Below are 15,538 nucleotides of genomic sequence, written 5' to 3' on the forward strand. Positions count from 1 at the left end.
CTGTTCAACCGACTGCCTTTCCGCTGGGGGAGCCTTGCTTGAGATGCTGACCGCTGGCGCGGCGCGGATCGCCGACCGCCTCAAGGGAACCGTCCGGATCGCGCGCGACGAGGCAGATGGACGGCTTGGCAATGCCGCTTGCCTTGCCATGGGAGGCCTTGTGTCCCAGCGCGGCAAGAGCGGTCAGCGTCGCCTCGGGCAGTTCATCCTCGATCACGACCTTCCCGGCGAAGGAAAGATGCGGCTCGGTAGAGGCCGGAACGCCATGGGTGAAGACGCGCGGGGCCTTTGTCGCCTCAGACAGGCCGAGATCATGGGCAAGATGGCCGGCCAGAACCTGTGTCATGGCCTGAAGCTGCAAATCCGCGCCGGGTCCGCCGCCCGCAATATGGCGGCCGTCCGCCCCCCGGAAGATCAGCGGATAGGCGCTGACGCGGGGGCGTTTGCCGGCGGCAAGGCAGGCGGGATGATCCGCCTCCACATAACTTTGCGCGCCGCGCGTCGAGATAACGAAACCAAGCTCCGGCACGACCGGCCCGTCGAAGGACGGATCGCTCGGCGTGGAGGCAAAGATATTTCCTGCGCCGTCGATTACCGCCGCGACGGAGGTATCGAGAGTCACGGCCTCTTCATTTGGTGCGGCGGCGGGGGACGGGGACGTCGTGCTGCGTTCAGCAATGTCTCCGGCGGGCGGGAGCGGATGGATCGCTGCCGCCGTATCGATCAGGGCGGCGCGGGTGGCGGCATAGGCGGGGGAGAGCAGGGTTTCCATCGGGACATCTACAAAATCCGGATCGCCGTAATAGGCCTCCCGGTCGACCAGCGCGAGTTTCAGCGCTTCGATCATCATATGACAGGCCCCGACGGATTGCGGCGTAAGGCGGTTGATGCCGCCCGCATCGAGGATTTGCAGCGCCTGGGAGAGGGCCGGGCCCTGCGTCCAGCTTGCGGGCGTATACAGCCTGCCGCCGAACACATCGGCCCCGGTCGCCTCGACAACCGGCGTGCGATGGGCGGCAAGATCGGCATGCGTCAGCCAGCCATCACATGCCTGTACATGCCGGATCATGGCCTCGGCGATATCGCCCTCATAGAAAACATCATGCACCGCCTGAAGCCCGGCGGCGCGCCCGGATTTCCGGGCGGCGTTCCTGTCGGCATCGATCAGCAGGCCGATTGTCCTAGCAAGTTCAGGCAGGCGGAAAATCTGCCCGGCCGCGACCGGGGCGCCCCCCGGCAGCCAGAGGCGGGCATTGTCGTCACTGATGCGCTGGTAATAACGCTCGAACTGGGTGGAGCAGGAGACGAGATCGTCATGGGCGGGGAAGCCATCCGCGGCAAGCGTCTGCGCCGGGGCCGCGAGATCGGCAAAACTCATGGTGCCGAAGCGCGCAAGCGCGGTCAGCCAGGCGTCCGGCGCGGCGGGCACAACGGTTCGTAAGATGCCTTGTGGAATACGTCCGCGGTGTTTTTCCCGGAAATAGTCCGGCGTCGCGCTGGCGGGCCAGCGTCCTGCCCCCTCGATGGAGATATAGCGGTTTTCATCGGCGAGATAGAGGAGGATCGGTGCAACGCCACCGAACTGGACCTGTTCCGAATGCAGGACGGTGAGCGCGATGGAGGCTGCAACCCCGGCATCTACGGCATTCCCGCCCGCGTCCAGAACATCCCTGGCTATTCCGGCGGCAACGTCATGTCCGACAGAAACAGCATAGCTATCGTTAGTGGCGGCGGTCTGCGCCCCGCTTTGACGTGCCATTCAGATCAACTGGCCGAAAGACTGTCGGCCATTCCCGTGTTAAAAACAAAATTATGCAATAAATACCGTTAAATTTCTCTTTATCTGGCGGCTGTTTGCAGTGCCGTGGCCACTGATATGGCTTCCCGTGACCTAATAGCAACCAAGCAGGCTTGCCTTCTGGCGCAGTAGCGACACGACCGTATCGATCGTCGGGGTGGCGTGGCCGGTAATCGCGCCCATTTCCTGCACGGCGGTGACCAGCGCGTCAATCTCCATCGGGCGGCCGCTCTCAAGGTCGACCAGCATCGATGTTTTATGCGGACCGACCCCGGCGGCCCCCTCGATCCGGGCGTCCACATCGATCGGATAGTTGACGCCGAGGGATTCCCCGATGGCCTGCGCCTCCAGCATCATTTTCCGGGCGACGGTGCGGGTTTCCGGATTGCCGGTGATGAGGTCGAGCGTTGCGCCGGTCAGCGCGGAGATCGGGTTGAAACTGAGGTTGCCCCAGAGCTTGACCCAGATATCGGAGCGGATATCGGTCCGCACGGGGGCCTTCAGCCCGGCACCGATCAGCAGCTTGGAGAGGGCCTTGACCCGCTCGGTCCGCTCGCCCGTGGGTTCGCCGACCGGGAAACGGTCTCCGGCCATATGGGCGATGACGCCGGGCTCGGTCACCTCCGCCGCCTGATAGATGACGCAGCCGATGGCGCGTTCGGGCCCGATGCCGTCCCAGATCTTGCCGTCCGGATCGACCGCCTTGACCCGGCGGTTCTCTGTCTCGCCCTCGATGCCGTAAAAATACCACCAGGGCACGCCATTCTGCGCCGCGACCACCGCCGTTTCCGGGCCGAGCAGGGGCTGGACCTTGTCGACGATCCCGGCGACGGAATGCGCCTTGAGGGCAATGATCACATAGTCCTGCGGCCCAAGTTCCGCCGGATCGTCCGTGGCCGTGATGTTATCAAGAACGAAGGTTTCCTCCGGTCCCTTGATCGTCAGGCCGTTCTTCTGAATGGCGGCGAGATGGGGCCCGCGGGCAATGAGCGAGACTTCTGCCTCTCCTTTACGCGCCAGTAATCCGCCGATCAGTCCGCCGATGGCGCCGGCGCCATAAATACATATCTTCATCATACCAGTCCCAGTTTTTCGGCCATGCCGATGCGTTGCAGCTTGCCTGTCGCCCCTTTTGGAATCTCATCGAGCAGCGTGATGCTGCGCGGCACCTTGAAGGCGGCAAGGCTTTGGGCGGCGAAATCGCGAAGCTCCGCCTCGCTTGCCGTCTGTCCCTCTTTCAGGACCACCGCCGCCGCGACATCCTCCCCGAGTTTGTCATGGGGCAGGGCGAAGGTCACCACCTGCTCGACCGCGGGATGGTTCATCAGAATCTCGTCAACCTCGCGCGGGGAGATTTTCTCGCCGCCGCGATTGATGATCTCCTTCAGCCGTCCGGTGATGGTGACATATCCCTCATCAGTCATGATGCCCTGATCGCCGGTGCGGAACCAGCCATCGGTGAAGGCCTCCGCATTTGCCTTGGGGTTGTTCTCATAGCCCGTCGTGACATTGTCACCGCGAATGACGATTTCTCCTGTCTCGCCGGCGGTCAGAATCTTCCCCTCCGCCGACATGATGGCAACCTCCGGTCCCGACGCGATGCCGACGCTGCCTGGAATGCGTTTTGCGGGCGGCAGCGGGTTCGCGGCCATCTGATGCGCGGCCTCGGTCATGCCATAGGCCTCGATCACCGGGCAGTTCCACATCTCTTCCAGCGCCGTCATCACCTGCGGCGGGAGCGAGGCGGAGGAGGAGCGGATAAAGCGTAGTTTCGCCGCCGACACGATGTCCGCATTGCGTCCGCCACGGGCCAGAATGGCCTGATGCATAGTCGGGACGGCGGTGTACCAGCTCGGGCTTTCATCCGCGATCCAGCCGAAGACCTTGAGGGCGTTGAACCCCGGCGTGCAGGTCACGCTTGCCCCGGCCTGCAGGGAGGAAAGCACCGCCGCGATCAGCCCGTGAATATGAAAGAGCGGCATGATGTTAAGGCATTTATCCGCCGGTTCCAGCTTCAACGAACGGGCGATATTCCCCGCCGATGCCGTCACATTCCGGTGGCTGAGCGGCACGATCTTGGGCCGCGACGTGGTGCCGGAGGTATGCAGGATCAGCGCGATATCCTCCGCCCCGGCGGCGCCGGGCTTTGATGGTGCGCCGATGTTGTCACCCTTCAGCGTGAAATATCCGGCGGGCGTATTATTCCCCGCCACCAGCTCGATCACCGCGATGCCGAGCTTTTTGGCGACCGCCACAGCCGGGCTGCTGCTGCCTTCCTCGACCAGCAGGGCCTTCGCCTTGAGATCGTCGAGATAAAATTCGAACTCTTCCGCCTTGTAGTCCGGGTTGAGCGGGGCGGTCGTCGCCGCGCAGGCGACGGTGACGAAGGCGCTGGCCATTTCCGGCCCGTTGGGGAGCACGATGGCCACCCGGTCGCCGTGCCCGATCCCGAGCTCGTTCAGCCGCACGATGGTGGCCGAGGCGAGATTGCGCAGTTCCTGATAGGAGAGGGGGGAGCGGGCCGGTGCGCCGATGGCCGGCATTGCGTCCTGTCCCCTCCCGATAAGATTTTCAAGCGTCGTGGCTTCTGACATTCGACTGACGATCCCCGCTGTTTGTAATCCTGAATTATTATGTCAGGCAGATTGCCCCATTAACCCGCCTCCTGTCACGCTAAACTTGTCTCTTATGACAGAGCAAGGCCGGTTCCTTTATTCGGTTGAAGCCTGTGCAAAAGCTATTACAATGACTGACTAATCATTCACTAACCTGAAACGCGGGGATGGCGGGGATATATGGCAAAGAAAGGGATGACAACAGGGTTTATCGGGCTCGGGGCCATTGGCCTCCCGATGGCACTCCGGATTGCGGGCGCTGGTCTGCCGCTTCATGTCTGGGCGCGGCGGCCCGAGCAGATGACGCCCGCGCTCGAGGCAGGCGCGGTGGCGAGCGACGGGCCGGTGGCCATGGCCGCAGACTGCGATGCGATCTGCCTGTGCCTTTCCAACACCGAAGCGGTGGAGGAGGTTGTCTTCGGGTCCGGTGGTGTGGCAGAGGGACTGAAAGGTTCGGGCGCGGGCAAGCTCGTCATCGATCATTCCACCGTCCATCCGGAGCGCACGCGCGAGATGGCGGCGCGGCTTTATGAGATGACCGGCGCGGGTTGGATCGATGCTCCGGTCTCCGGTGGGCCAAAGGGCGCGGCGGAAGGAACATTGGCCGTCATGGCGGGCGGCGCGGCTGAGGATGTTGACCGCGCGTCGGAAATTCTCGCGGCCTTTGCCGGTCAGGTTACCCATATGGGCCCGGCCGGATGCGGTCAGGCGACGAAGGCCTGCAACCAGATCATTTCCGCCAGTGCCATTTCCGGCATGGCCGAGGCGCTCTCGCTGGGCCTGCGTTTCGGCCTCGATATTCATGCGCTGCCGCAGGCGGTGAAGGGCGGCTGGGCGGATTCGCCGCTTCTACAGCATTACATGCCGCGCATGATCTCCGGCGAGCTGGTCGGTTCGACCCGGACGATTATCAAGGACCTCGGGATCGCCTGCGAACTGGCGCGGGCGAGGGGTACCAGCCTGCCCGTCGCCGAGCGGCTTCTCGATACCTATCGCCGGGTGCAGGCGGAGGGGTATCCTGAAAGCGGGATCGGCAGCCTTATCTATGCGCTGGAATCCGTCCCGCTCGGCAAGGATCAGGAGCGGGACGGCTAATTTCAGGCCTCGATCGCGGGCAGGCTGTCGCGGAGTTCCTTCTTGGCGATCTTCTCAAGGGTCGAGCGCGGGAAGTCTTCCAGTATGATGACATCGCGCACGACCTTGAAATCGGCGAGATTGGCCTTGCAGAGCGCAATGATCTGTTCCTTAAGATCGTCGGGCGCCGCGGCGGTGGGGGTGACGAATACCACCGGCACTTCATCCAGCATGTAATGCTTCTGTCCGACCACAGCGCATTCATTGACCCAGCCGCTCTCCAGAATGACGGCCTCAATCTCTGAGGCGGCGACATTCTCCGCCCCGACTTTCAGCATGTCCTTTTCCCGGTCGCCGAAGAAGAGGTTGCCGTTTTCATCCATGGGGATGACATCGCCGGTCTCGAACCAGCCGTCCGCATCGAAGGCCTTCTCATTGGCCTCGGGATTGCGGAAATATTCCTTGAACAGGCTGACGCCGCGCACCCCGCGGATATAGAGCAGGCCGCGCTCGCCCGGCTTGATATGGCGGCCGTCCTCATGGCGGATTTCGATATCATAGCCGGGGGCGACACGGCCGATACAGCGAGTCGGGCCCGGATGGTCGATGTCGCCGACAATGCCTTGCGTAATGGTTTCCGTCATGCCCCACCAGCCATAGGTACGGATGCCATAAGCCTCTTCCACCTCCGGCATGCGGACTGCCGGGTTCCAGAAACGGAAATTGTGATCCGGCGGCGGGTCCTGCGCCAGCAGCGCCTTCACGCAGAACGGGATGAGGGAGCACCAGGTGCAGTTGTTGCGGATCGCCACGTCCCAGAAGCGCGAGGCGGAGAATCGCGGCTGCACGACCATGGTGCCGCCGACCCAGAGGCTGCCCAACATCGAATAGGACTGAGCGTTGGTATGAAAGAGCGGCAGGAAGACCTGCGTGATGTCATCGCCCGACAGCCGCATATGGGCGGCATTCATCTGTGCCCCCCAGATCGCGTTGGCATGGGTCCAGAGAACGGCCTTGGGCCGCGATGTGGTGCCGGAGGTGAACTGCACGCCGAGGTTGGCGAAGGGGTCGGTGGCGCGCGCGGGGCAAGGTGCGGTTTCCGCGAGCAGCTCTGAGAAGGGGATATAATCGATGCCGTCCGGAACCGCATCGGGGCTGCCGGCGTTATTGTCGGTAACCGCGAGGAACTTGATATCCGGCGCGGACGAGCTGACCAGCTCGGCAAAGGACGGCTGGGTAATGGCGGCGACAATCCCGGCGTGATCGGCGAAATAGATCATGTCCCGGGCGACGGAGCGGGTGTTGGTGGACACCGCCACCGCGCCGACACGGGCGCAGGCAAACCAGGAGATGACAAACTCCGGGCTGTTGTCGAGATGCAGCATCACCCGGTCGCCGAGCGCGACCCCGCGCGCATGGAGCGCGGCGGCCGCAGCCTCTACCTTGACGCTGAAATCCGCATAGGTCAGCGTTTGCGGCCTGCCCTCGAACGGTTCCCAGATCATGAAAGGCTGGTCCGGGGTGCGTTCCACCCACTGGCGGAGCAGCCACGGAATATCGCGCCCCTCGACCATCGCCTTGTGAGATTGTTCGATTGCGGAGAGTAATGTCATGTCCCTGTCCCTTGTTATTCTTTTCGGAAATCATAAAAAGGAATTTTGCGAATTGCCAGACCTGCCGATAAGAAAATGGAAAATATGGATGCGAAGATGATCCGGCGCTGTATCCTCTGCGTAGAACAGAGCAACACCGGATCAAGCAAGATGGGTGATAATGGGACAGAAAATCTGGATCATCGGCGGCAGCACCGGCATCGGCCGTGAACTGGCCCTGCAATATGCGGAAGACGGCAAGGATGTTGTGATCAGCGCCCGGAGCGCGGATACCCTGGCCGAGGTTGCTCGTCTCCATCCTGATCGTATAACCGCGGTGCCGATCGATGTAACCGACACCGCCTCCATCAGTGCCGCCGTCGAGTCACTCTACGGAGAGGGCGCGGGGCCGGACCTCGTCATCCTCGGCGCCGGGGCCTATCAGCCCATGTCTGTCGATCATTTTTCAAGCGAGAAAGCCGCGAAGATCATGGAGGTCAACTACCTCGGCGTGGTGCGGGTTATCGAGCAGGTCCTGCCGCATTTCAAGAAGGCGGGGGCCGGGCATTTCGTCCTGATTGCCTCCGTCGCCGGGTATCAGGGACTACCGCTCGCGCTTGCCTACGGCCCGTCGAAAGCGGCCCTGATCAATCTCTCCGAAGCGCTGCGCACGGAGCTGGCGGAGAGCAATATCCTGATCCAGGTGGTCAATCCGGGTTTCGTGAAGACACCGCTGACGGCGGGCAACAAATTTCCGATGCCCTTCCTGATGGAGGCTGACGATGCCGCGCGCCGCATCCGAAAAGGAATAGACGGCACGGCGTTCGAGATAGCCTTTCCGCGCCGCTTCGCTCTCATCCTGAAATTCATCCGCATGCTGCCCTACGCCCTGTCCATCCCGCTCATCCGCAAGGGGACAAATCAATGACAACTCCGGACCGCCATGAATCCGTGCTGCACGCCTATGCGAAATATTTCGAGACCCTGACACCGGACAGCATCAATGACCTCGACCTGCTGGCGGTCGATGATGTGACGTTCGAGGATCCGTTCAACCGCGTGACCGGACGGGAAAAGGTCAAGGCGCTATTCCGCAAGATGTTCGAGGATATGGACAATCCCGCTTTCATTGTGACGGACAGCTTCCGGCGGCAGGGGGAGCGCACGGCGATCCTGAAATGGCGCTTCACCGGCCATGTCCCGAAGCTGGGGGCGATTGATTTTACCGGCCTCTCGGAAATCCGCTTTGATGAGACAGGGTTTATTACCAGCCATATCGACTACTGGGATGCCGCCTCGCATTTCTATGAGAAAATCCCGGTTATCGGCTTCCTCATCCGCCTGATCAAGGGGCGGCTGCGGCTCTCCTGATAACGCGGATCAGCGAAGCTCGAAGATTGCCACATCGATGGATTTGCGGCGAAACCCGGCTTCGCAATATTGCAGGTAATAATCCCACATCCGATGGAATCGCTGATCGAAGCCGAGGGGTTTTATCTCCGGCCAGGCGGCCAGGAATTTCTCCCGCCAGAGGTTGAGCGTTTTCGCATAGTCGCCGCCGAATTCCTCACGGATCGTGGCGGTCAGCCCGCCCTTTGCCGCCGCCTCGATAAAGGCGGTCTTTGACGGCAGCTTGCCACCCGGAAAGATGTAACGCTGGATGAAGTCGGCTGATTTGCGGCTCTCCAAGAAACGTTTTTCATCGAGCGTGATGACCTGGACAATTGCCCGCCCGCCAGCCGCAAGGTTACGCTTCAGCGCCTTGAAATAGCTGCTCCAATGTTCTTCGCCCACCGCCTCGAACATCTCGATGGAGACGATCGCGTCATAGCGGCCCTTCTGGTCGCGATAATCGCGGTAGTGAAAGGCCGTCTGCTCCGTCAGCCCCGTGGCTTCCGCGGCCTCGCGGGCGAAGGCGAGCTGTTCGGCGGAGAGGGTGATACCCTCCACATGGGCGCCATATTCTTTGGCCGCAAGCCGGGCGAACCCGCCCCAGCCGCAGCCGATTTCAAGCACCCGCGCACCTTGCTTAACCTCCGCCAGATCCGCGATACGGCGGTATTTGGCGCGCTGCGCCTCGGCCAGCGATTGCCCGTCTTCGGTGAAGAGCGCGGCGGAATAGGTCATGGTCTCATCCAGCCAGCGGCGGTAAAACGCATTGCCGAGATCATAGTGATAGGCGATATTGCGGCGGCTGCCGCTCCGGCTGTTGCGGGTGCGGAAATGACGGAGGGCGCGGGCAAGGCCGCTCCACCACCGGCCGAGCAGGGCGCCGCTCAACCTCTCCTCATTGAGGATGGCCAGCTCGATCAGCGCCCTTAAATCCGGGCTTGACCAGTCTCCCGTCATATAGCCCTCCCCAAGGCCGATATTGCCGCCGCGGATCATGCGCCGGGCGGCGCGGGCGTTATGCAGATGCAGCGTCGCCTGCGGATCGTCTGCTCCGGCGGCGCCAAATACAAGCCGCTCCCCGGTCGGCAGGATCAGGGTCAGGCGGCCGACGGCAATGCGCGACAGCCCATGGACAAGCGCCCGGATCCACGGGCTGCGGGGAAGGGTAACGGAGGCCGTCCCGTGTTTCCGACCGGCGGACAATAGGTCAGATTGCGGCGTGACGTCGGTCATTTACTTCTCCTGATACTTTTCAACAAGACCGTGGGAAACCGGGGGCGGAGGGGTGTCTTTTGCTGGCCGGTCCACCAGCTTCAGGCCCTTGAGCCAGAGTTTCAGTGCCTCCCAATGGATGCCGACGATGACCTTGACGCTGTTGAAAGGGAATCTCATCAGCGCCGCGCCGAGGGTGCGCCGGTTCAACTCGGCATATTCCCCGATGAAGGAGGCATTGAGGATCGGCGCGCCCTCATGAAACTGGCGGATGGAGAGGGCGATCGTCTCCCCGGGCGGCAGCAGGGAAAATTCATACCGGCAGTCCATCGGCATGAAGGGGGAGACATACATCTCTTTCGCGCAGGCCTGCCTGTACAGCCCCTTCGCATCTGCCTCGCCCGCCGGGAGCACATAGCTCTGCCGCTCCTTGAAGGTGTTGCTCACCTCATAGACAAGGGCGACGAGGGTGTCGTCCTTATCGAAGCAGTAATAGGTACTGAGCGGATTGAAGGCATAGCCGAACAGCCGCGGAATACAAAGGAGCCGGATCGACGCGATCTCGGCGGTTAGCCCGCTCGCGCGCACCGTCTCCAGTATATGGCGTTTCAGATCGTCCGGTTTGCCGACCCCGAAGTCGCGGCTCCGGAAGGAAACGAGGTTGCGCTTATTCAGCGACAGGAAGGGAATCCGCCCCGCAATTTCCGGCAGTTCATCGAGATCGAGGAGCAGGTAGAAAATCCTGTATTTCAGGTGATGGCCGACCGGCGTCAGCCGCCGGTGGGTGACAACCCCGTTATAGAGCGCGCTTTTCTGCATCGGTTTATCAGGCAACATCGGCAAGGGCCGCTCCTGCGCCGGTCTCCGGCAAATGAATACGTGACGCGGCGGGATCATGTTTCCATGGCCGCCTGATTCCGCCGAGCGCCTCCGCCACCGCAAGGCCCGACTGAATACCATCCTCATGAAAGCCATAGCCGAAATAGCTGCCACAGAACCAGAGGTTTTTTTGCCCCTGCAGGTTCCACAGCAGTTTCTGCGCGGCGATGGCGGCGTTATCAAAGAGCGGATGTTCGTATGGAAAACTGCGGATGACGGTCCCTTGTTGTAGCTCCACCGCCGGGTTCAGGGTGACGAAATAATCCTGCTCGGCGTCGAGCCCCTGAAGGCGGTTCATCCAGTAGGTGACGCAGAGGCTGTCTTCCGTCTCTTCTCCCGATCCCGTGGTCCCGAGATAGTTCCAGCTGGCCCAGGCCTTGCGCCGCTTCGGCATCAGCGCGGCATCCCGGTGCAGCACGGCGAGATTTTTCTCGTATGAAAAGGCACCCAGCAGCTTGCGCTGCGCCGCGCTCGGCTCAGCGATCATCTGCAGGGCCTGATCGGCATGGGTCGCGAACACCACATCATCGAAGCGGGCGATACGGCCGTCGCGGCATTCGACGATGACGGCGTTCCTGTCATTATGCACGGCGGCAACGGCGCTGTTGAGATGCACCCGGTCCTTTAGAATATCGGCAATGCGCGAGACATATTCGCGGCTGCCGCCGGTAATGGTCCGCCATTCGGGCCGGTCGTTGACTTGCAGGAGGCCATGATTATTGCAAAAGCGGATGAAAGCCGCCGCCGGGTAGTCGAGCATGTCCGCCGCCGGGGTGGACCAGATGGCCGCCCCCATAGGCAGCAGGTGATAATCGGTGAAGGCATGGCCATAGTGTCCAGCCGTCAGGATATCGCGTAACGTCCAGTGTTCTTTCTCCGCCTCCTCAAGCAGGGCAGGGGCCGTGCGGTAGAATTTCAGGATATCCCGGATCATGCCCCAGTGGGCCGGACGCAGCAGGTTCGACCGCTGGGCAAACATCGCATCGAGGGAGGTGCCCGCATATTCGACGGCGCCATCATTGAGGGAGACGCTGAAAGACATTTCCGTCGGCTTGCTCGCGATCCCCAGATGGTCGAGGAAGGCAACGAGATTGGGGTAGTTGCGCTGGTTATAGACAATAAATCCCGTATCCACCTGTTGCCCGTCCACTTCCACCGTATTACTGTGGCCGCCGAGGCGGTCGTCTTTCTCAAACAGGGTGACATCATGGGTCCGTGACAGCAGCCAGGCTGCTGAGAGGCCCGATATTCCGCTTCCGATCACTGCAATTTTTTTCATGGTTTCGTCCGCCGGTTTCTAACTGATCTGCTTGAGATACGTGACATTTTCCGGACTGGATCACAAAAATGCACGGGAAAATGATCCAACTGCGACATTGGGCCGTAATAAGTGTAGACTGAGCGCGAAACCCATGGGCTGTTGACGATATGAAGGCAGGTATGACGTCTAGAGACGGTGTCGGGCATAGTGTGAAGGAAGACAAGGGACAACCGAAAGAGACCGATCTTGATCGCGATCTTGAGGCTGTTGCGACGAGCGGCGATTCGCTGGCCTTCAAGCGTCTTTTCGCGGACCTTGCGCCGCGTCTGAAATATTTCCTGATCAGTCGCGGGCTGGCGGAAAGCGCGGCCGAAGATGTGTTGCAGGAGACCATGATGAAAGTCTGGCGCAAGGCGTCACTTTTTGATGCGTCCAAAGCCTCGGCATCGACCTGGGTCTACACGATCGCGCGGAATGTCAGGATTGACCGACTGCGGAAAGAAGGCCGTCCGGAGCCTGACCCGAATGATCCCTGCTATGTGCCGGATGATCCGGAGACGGGCGAACAGGCGGTCAGCCGCAAGCAGGACCGGGAGCGGATCAGGAAAGCCATGGCGGTGCTGCCGCCGGAACAGATGAAGATTATCAGAATGTCGTTTTTTGATGAAAAATCGCATGGAGAAATCGCCGAGGAGCTGGATCTCCCCCTTGGCACCGTCAAGTCCCGGCTACGGCTGGCGTTTGGCAAGATTCGTGCGGAACTGGAGGTATATTGATGACCATCCGACACCATATTGGCGATGATACATTGATGGCTTATTCCAACGGGACGCTGGCGGAGAGTTTATCCGTCGTTGTCGCGACCCATCTGGCGATCTGCCCCAAATGCCGGCGCAGTCTGGCGATGATGGAGGATATGGCCGGGCTGCTGCTCATGGAAGCGGAGCCGATGGAGCTTGCCCGGACGGAGCGGGAGCTCGCCGACGTCATCCCGAGCCGGGCGGAGCAGGAAAGCCTGCTGGCGGTTAAGGAGGCGGAAAAAACCCGCGTCTATGCCGATACCGGCGTGCCGAAACCGCTGGCGGACCGGATGCCCACGTCACTGGATGACATTCCCTGGCGCACATTGGTGCCCGGCGTCAGCCATTTTCCGCTGCCCTGGGAACCGGCACCGGGAGAGAAGGGCACGCTCCGGCTGCTGAAAATCGCGCCGGGCAAGACCATACCCGAGCACAGCCATTCCGGTCAGGAGGTGACGCTGATCCTGCGCGGCTCCTATATCGATGAGCTGGGGCGGTTTCAGGCGGGCGATTTCGCCGATCTCGACGGGACGACGAACCATCAACCCGTCGCCGACACGTCGGAGGATTGCATCTGTCTGATTGCGACCGATGCGCCGCTGAAGTTCTCCGGATTCTTTAGCCGTCTTCTCCAGCCGGTCTTCGGGATTTAACGCGGGCCTTTCTTAAAAGGCATGCGCCGGGGACAGGCATTCGGCGATGCTGGTTTTATCGAGATCGCGAAGGAAAGCTTCCCGCGCGGTGGCGAGACGTCCCTTCAGCTTGCAATGCGGCGTCAGGCTGCAATTGCCACCGTCGGGGCGAAAACATTCGACGATCGCGCTGTCACCCTCAAGACCGCGCACGACTTCCCCTAAAGTGATCTGATGCGGCGCGCGGGCGAGGCGGAAGCCACCGCCGCTGCCGCGCTGGGTCGCGAGGATACCTGTTTTCGCAAGGTCGCGGATCACCTTCGTCAGATGGTTGTGGGACACCTTGAGTTCGCGGGCGATCTCGTCCGCCGTATAGGTCCGGCTTATATCATGGGCGCTCACCATCAGGACCCGCAACGCGATATCGGTAAATTTCGTCAGGCGCATTTTTGCTTCGACCCCAGAAAATATTTGGACTTCGCAGTCTAGCATGTTAAATAGGTATTTAAAATACCTATTAGGAAAACGCCATGCCCCAACCTCCCCACAGGGTCGCGATAACGGCCGACATCCAGAACCGCACCGGCATCGATGATGCGATGATTGAAAGCCTTGTTCACCGCTTTTATGCGCGTATCCGGGATGATGCGCTGCTCGGGCCGATATTTGCGGCCCGCATTGATGACTGGGATGCGCATTTGAAGAAAATGTGCGTTTTCTGGTCCTCGGTGACGCTGCTGACCGGGGAATATCATGGGCAGCCCATGGTCAAGCATGTCTTCCTGCCCGTGGATTCCCGGCATTTCGATCGCTGGCTCGCGCTGTTTGAGGAGACGGCCCGCGAGGTCTGCCCGCCGCCCGCAGCCGACTATTTCATGGATCGCGCCCGCCGCATCGCCAGCAGTTTCGAGCTGGGAATCGCCAGCCGCAACAAGGTGCTGCTGGCGCGCGGTGAACGCTATGTGAATGACGCGCTCGACGTGGCACTGGAAAGCTGACGGAAAGGGGCGGCATGACTGGACGAGACGAGGACGAGGATGCGCCGGCGGAATTTGCCTCGCCGCCCTGTTATATGCATGAAATCGATCCGGTCTATATGGGTCTCGCGCCCGCGCCGGATGATCAGGCGGTCCGCGATGTGATGCGCTGGCGCAAGGCGACGCGAACACGGCTTCTCGCCAACAGGCAGGCCATTCCGGCGAAAGAGCGACGGACGTACACAAAAAAAATTATTGCCGCCATGGAGACCTCGATCGGCGGTATGACGGGCCTGACTGTCAGTCTCTACTGGCCGATCAAGGGTGAACCGGACCTGCGGCCCTGGGTGCCGGAGATATATGCGCGCGGCGGACGTGTTGCCCTGCCGGTGGTGATCGCGAAGGGGCGACCGCTCACTTTCCGTCTCTGGGCGCTGGGACAGCCGCTGGAGCCCGGAATCTGGGACATTCCGACACCGGTCTCGGGGCCGGAAACGCTGCCCGATGTGGTGATTGCGCCGGTGGTCGGGTTCGATTCGGCTGGCTATCGCCTCGGCTATGGCGGTGGCTTTTTCGATCGCACCCTTGCGGCGCTGGAGCGCAGGCCCCGCGCCATCGGCATCGGCTATGAACAGGCGCGCCTTCCCACCATCTATCCGCAACCCCATGACATTGCCATGACGGCGATGGTGACGGAAGCGGGAACGGTCTTTCCATGAACCTCGAAAATTTCGCGGAACTCTTCATATGGAACATGCCCGATGCGCTTGTCGTGTCCGACGATGAAGGGGTCATCCGGCTCTGGAACGTCTCGGCGGAGCGGATTTTCGGCTTTACCGCGGAGGAGGCCATGGGCCAGCCGCTCGACATCATTGTGCCGGAAAGGCTGCGGCGGCGTCACGGTGACGGATATCGCGAGACGATGTTGACAGGAGAGACGAAATACGGGGCGGGTGATCTTCTGTCCGTTCCCGCGCTTCGCAAGGACGGAACAACAATTTCCATCCAGTTTTCGATCCTGCCGTTGTCCGGTCCGGATGGTCGGATGACCGGGGTGGCCGCCGTTATCCGGGATGTCTCCGATGAATTCGCACGTGTCAAAAAGCTGCAAACTGCCTTGCGTGAAAGTGGCGGTGCCGCGCGGGACGGATGACGGTCTGTGTGCCGTTCCGATCCGCCATGCAACCTGTTGCTGCGGGACCCTTCGGTTTTCAGAAATATCAAAAAAATCAATGCATGGTCTTTCATTTCCGCCCCAACGGTTGTAAATCTAGCGGCAGTCAGTCCGGTAGAGCCCCGGACATAA

At 61.3% G+C, this 15,538-nt stretch carries 16 protein-coding genes; 8 read left to right on the top strand and 8 right to left on the bottom strand.

Annotation, left to right across the window (positions count from 1 at the left end):
• Positions 1–4: 4 nt before the first annotated feature.
• The 3 genes from AAC599_RS04305 to AAC599_RS04315 form a co-directional block, all read right to left on the bottom strand.
• Entirely contained in the window at positions 5–1,759 is a 1,755-nt protein-coding gene (locus AAC599_RS04305; RefSeq protein ID WP_340149170.1) for a gamma-glutamyltransferase, read from the bottom strand.
• A gap of 132 nt (positions 1,760–1,891) precedes the next feature.
• The gene (locus AAC599_RS04310) at positions 1,892–2,875 is read right to left on the bottom strand and encodes a 2-dehydropantoate 2-reductase (RefSeq protein WP_340149171.1); all 984 of its coding nucleotides are present in this window, start codon (positions 2,873–2,875) and stop codon (positions 1,892–1,894) included.
• Positions 2,872–4,392: an acyl--CoA ligase gene (locus tag AAC599_RS04315; protein ID WP_340149172.1), complete on the bottom strand. Its 1,521-nt coding sequence runs from the start codon at positions 4,390–4,392 to the stop codon at positions 2,872–2,874. The genes AAC599_RS04310 and AAC599_RS04315 overlap by 4 nt, the downstream gene beginning before the upstream one ends.
• 201 nt (positions 4,393–4,593) lie before the next feature.
• Between AAC599_RS04315 and AAC599_RS04320 the strand changes: the two genes are divergently transcribed.
• On the top strand, positions 4,594–5,508 hold the full coding sequence (locus AAC599_RS04320) for an NAD(P)-dependent oxidoreductase (RefSeq protein ID WP_340149173.1): 915 nt from the start codon (positions 4,594–4,596) through the stop codon (positions 5,506–5,508).
• 2 nt (positions 5,509–5,510) lie between these two features.
• Here the strand turns inward: AAC599_RS04320 and AAC599_RS04325 are convergent, their stop codons facing one another.
• Entirely contained in the window at positions 5,511–7,100 is a 1,590-nt protein-coding gene (locus tag AAC599_RS04325; RefSeq protein WP_340149174.1) for an AMP-binding protein, read from the bottom strand.
• 160 nt (positions 7,101–7,260) lie between these two features.
• On the opposite strand from AAC599_RS04325, the gene AAC599_RS04330 reads away from it, so the two are divergent.
• Positions 7,261–8,007 (top strand): SDR family NAD(P)-dependent oxidoreductase, encoded by a 747-nt coding sequence (locus AAC599_RS04330; protein WP_340149175.1) that lies wholly within the window; start codon positions 7,261–7,263, stop codon positions 8,005–8,007.
• Positions 8,004–8,450, top strand: a complete 447-nt coding sequence (locus AAC599_RS04335; RefSeq protein ID WP_340149176.1) for a nuclear transport factor 2 family protein — start codon at positions 8,004–8,006, stop codon at positions 8,448–8,450. The genes AAC599_RS04330 and AAC599_RS04335 overlap by 4 nt, the downstream gene beginning before the upstream one ends.
• Before the next feature lie 9 nt (positions 8,451–8,459).
• Here AAC599_RS04335 and AAC599_RS04340 read toward each other — a convergent pair whose 3' ends face one another.
• The 3 genes from AAC599_RS04340 to AAC599_RS04350 are packed head-to-tail and all read right to left on the bottom strand — an operon-like array spanning position 8,460 to position 11,841.
• Positions 8,460–9,704: a cyclopropane-fatty-acyl-phospholipid synthase family protein gene (locus AAC599_RS04340; RefSeq protein ID WP_340149177.1), complete on the bottom strand. Its 1,245-nt coding sequence runs from the start codon at positions 9,702–9,704 to the stop codon at positions 8,460–8,462.
• Positions 9,705–10,520, bottom strand: a complete 816-nt coding sequence (locus AAC599_RS04345) for a DUF1365 domain-containing protein (protein ID WP_340149178.1) — start codon at positions 10,518–10,520, stop codon at positions 9,705–9,707.
• Positions 10,510–11,841 (bottom strand): FAD-dependent oxidoreductase, encoded by a 1,332-nt coding sequence (locus AAC599_RS04350; RefSeq protein WP_340149179.1) that lies wholly within the window; start codon positions 11,839–11,841, stop codon positions 10,510–10,512. The genes AAC599_RS04345 and AAC599_RS04350 overlap by 11 nt, the downstream gene beginning before the upstream one ends.
• Positions 11,842–12,002: 161 nt before the next feature.
• Here AAC599_RS04350 and AAC599_RS04355 point away from each other — a divergent pair, with 161 nt between their 5' ends.
• Together AAC599_RS04355 and AAC599_RS04360 are read left to right on the top strand one after the other, a co-directional pair.
• On the top strand, positions 12,003–12,599 hold the full coding sequence (locus tag AAC599_RS04355) for a sigma-70 family RNA polymerase sigma factor (protein ID WP_340149180.1): 597 nt from the start codon (positions 12,003–12,005) through the stop codon (positions 12,597–12,599).
• Complete coding sequence (locus AAC599_RS04360; RefSeq protein ID WP_340149181.1) at positions 12,599–13,276, top strand: ChrR family anti-sigma-E factor; 678 nt, start codon at positions 12,599–12,601, stop codon at positions 13,274–13,276. The genes AAC599_RS04355 and AAC599_RS04360 overlap by 1 nt, the downstream gene beginning before the upstream one ends.
• Positions 13,277–13,288: 12 nt before the next feature.
• Here the strand turns inward: AAC599_RS04360 and AAC599_RS04365 are convergent, their stop codons facing one another.
• Positions 13,289–13,702: an Rrf2 family transcriptional regulator gene (locus AAC599_RS04365; protein ID WP_340149182.1), complete on the bottom strand. Its 414-nt coding sequence runs from the start codon at positions 13,700–13,702 to the stop codon at positions 13,289–13,291.
• A gap of 83 nt (positions 13,703–13,785) precedes the next feature.
• Here AAC599_RS04365 and AAC599_RS04370 point away from each other — a divergent pair, with 83 nt between their 5' ends.
• The 3 genes from AAC599_RS04370 to AAC599_RS04380 are packed head-to-tail and all read left to right on the top strand — an operon-like array spanning position 13,786 to position 15,385.
• The gene (locus AAC599_RS04370) at positions 13,786–14,253 is read left to right on the top strand and encodes a group III truncated hemoglobin (protein WP_340149183.1); all 468 of its coding nucleotides are present in this window, start codon (positions 13,786–13,788) and stop codon (positions 14,251–14,253) included.
• Positions 14,254–14,267: 14 nt separating this feature from the next.
• Positions 14,268–14,951: a 5-formyltetrahydrofolate cyclo-ligase gene (locus AAC599_RS04375; protein WP_340149184.1), complete on the top strand. Its 684-nt coding sequence runs from the start codon at positions 14,268–14,270 to the stop codon at positions 14,949–14,951.
• A complete protein-coding gene (locus AAC599_RS04380) occupies positions 14,948–15,385 on the top strand; it encodes a PAS domain S-box protein (protein ID WP_340149185.1) in 438 nt (145 codons plus the stop codon). Before AAC599_RS04375 ends, AAC599_RS04380 begins: the two co-directional genes overlap by 4 nt.
• The last annotated feature ends 153 nt before the right edge of the window (positions 15,386–15,538 follow it).

It is taken from the genome of uncultured Sneathiella sp., from assembly GCF_963976355.1.
In the GTDB taxonomy this organism is placed as follows: Bacteria; Pseudomonadota; Alphaproteobacteria; order Sneathiellales; family Sneathiellaceae; genus Sneathiella.

Excerpts from the sequence above, each read along its gene's own strand:
- AAC599_RS04360 (WP_340149181.1), top strand. The coding sequence starts at position 12,599 with ATGACCATCCGACACCATATTGGCGATGATACATTGATGGCTTATTCC.
- AAC599_RS04330 (WP_340149175.1), top strand. The coding sequence starts at position 7,261 with ATGGGACAGAAAATCTGGATCATCGGCGGCAGCACCGGCATCGGCCGT.
- AAC599_RS04315 (WP_340149172.1), bottom strand. The coding sequence starts at position 4,392 with ATGTCAGAAGCCACGACGCTTGAAAATCTTATCGGGAGGGGACAGGAC.
- AAC599_RS04310 (WP_340149171.1), bottom strand. The coding sequence starts at position 2,875 with ATGATGAAGATATGTATTTATGGCGCCGGCGCCATCGGCGGACTGATC.
- AAC599_RS04375 (WP_340149184.1), top strand. The coding sequence starts at position 14,268 with ATGACTGGACGAGACGAGGACGAGGATGCGCCGGCGGAATTTGCCTCG.
- AAC599_RS04335 (WP_340149176.1), top strand. The coding sequence starts at position 8,004 with ATGACAACTCCGGACCGCCATGAATCCGTGCTGCACGCCTATGCGAAA.
- AAC599_RS04325 (WP_340149174.1), bottom strand. The coding sequence starts at position 7,100 with ATGACATTACTCTCCGCAATCGAACAATCTCACAAGGCGATGGTCGAG.
- AAC599_RS04370 (WP_340149183.1), top strand. The coding sequence starts at position 13,786 with ATGCCCCAACCTCCCCACAGGGTCGCGATAACGGCCGACATCCAGAAC.
- AAC599_RS04350 (WP_340149179.1), bottom strand. The coding sequence starts at position 11,841 with ATGAAAAAAATTGCAGTGATCGGAAGCGGAATATCGGGCCTCTCAGCA.
- AAC599_RS04340 (WP_340149177.1), bottom strand. The coding sequence starts at position 9,704 with ATGACCGACGTCACGCCGCAATCTGACCTATTGTCCGCCGGTCGGAAA.
- AAC599_RS04380 (WP_340149185.1), top strand. The coding sequence starts at position 14,948 with ATGAACCTCGAAAATTTCGCGGAACTCTTCATATGGAACATGCCCGAT.
- AAC599_RS04345 (WP_340149178.1), bottom strand. The coding sequence starts at position 10,520 with ATGTTGCCTGATAAACCGATGCAGAAAAGCGCGCTCTATAACGGGGTT.
- AAC599_RS04355 (WP_340149180.1), top strand. The coding sequence starts at position 12,003 with ATGACGTCTAGAGACGGTGTCGGGCATAGTGTGAAGGAAGACAAGGGA.
- AAC599_RS04320 (WP_340149173.1), top strand. The coding sequence starts at position 4,594 with ATGGCAAAGAAAGGGATGACAACAGGGTTTATCGGGCTCGGGGCCATT.
- AAC599_RS04305 (WP_340149170.1), bottom strand. The coding sequence starts at position 1,759 with ATGGCACGTCAAAGCGGGGCGCAGACCGCCGCCACTAACGATAGCTAT.
- AAC599_RS04365 (WP_340149182.1), bottom strand. The coding sequence starts at position 13,702 with ATGCGCCTGACGAAATTTACCGATATCGCGTTGCGGGTCCTGATGGTG.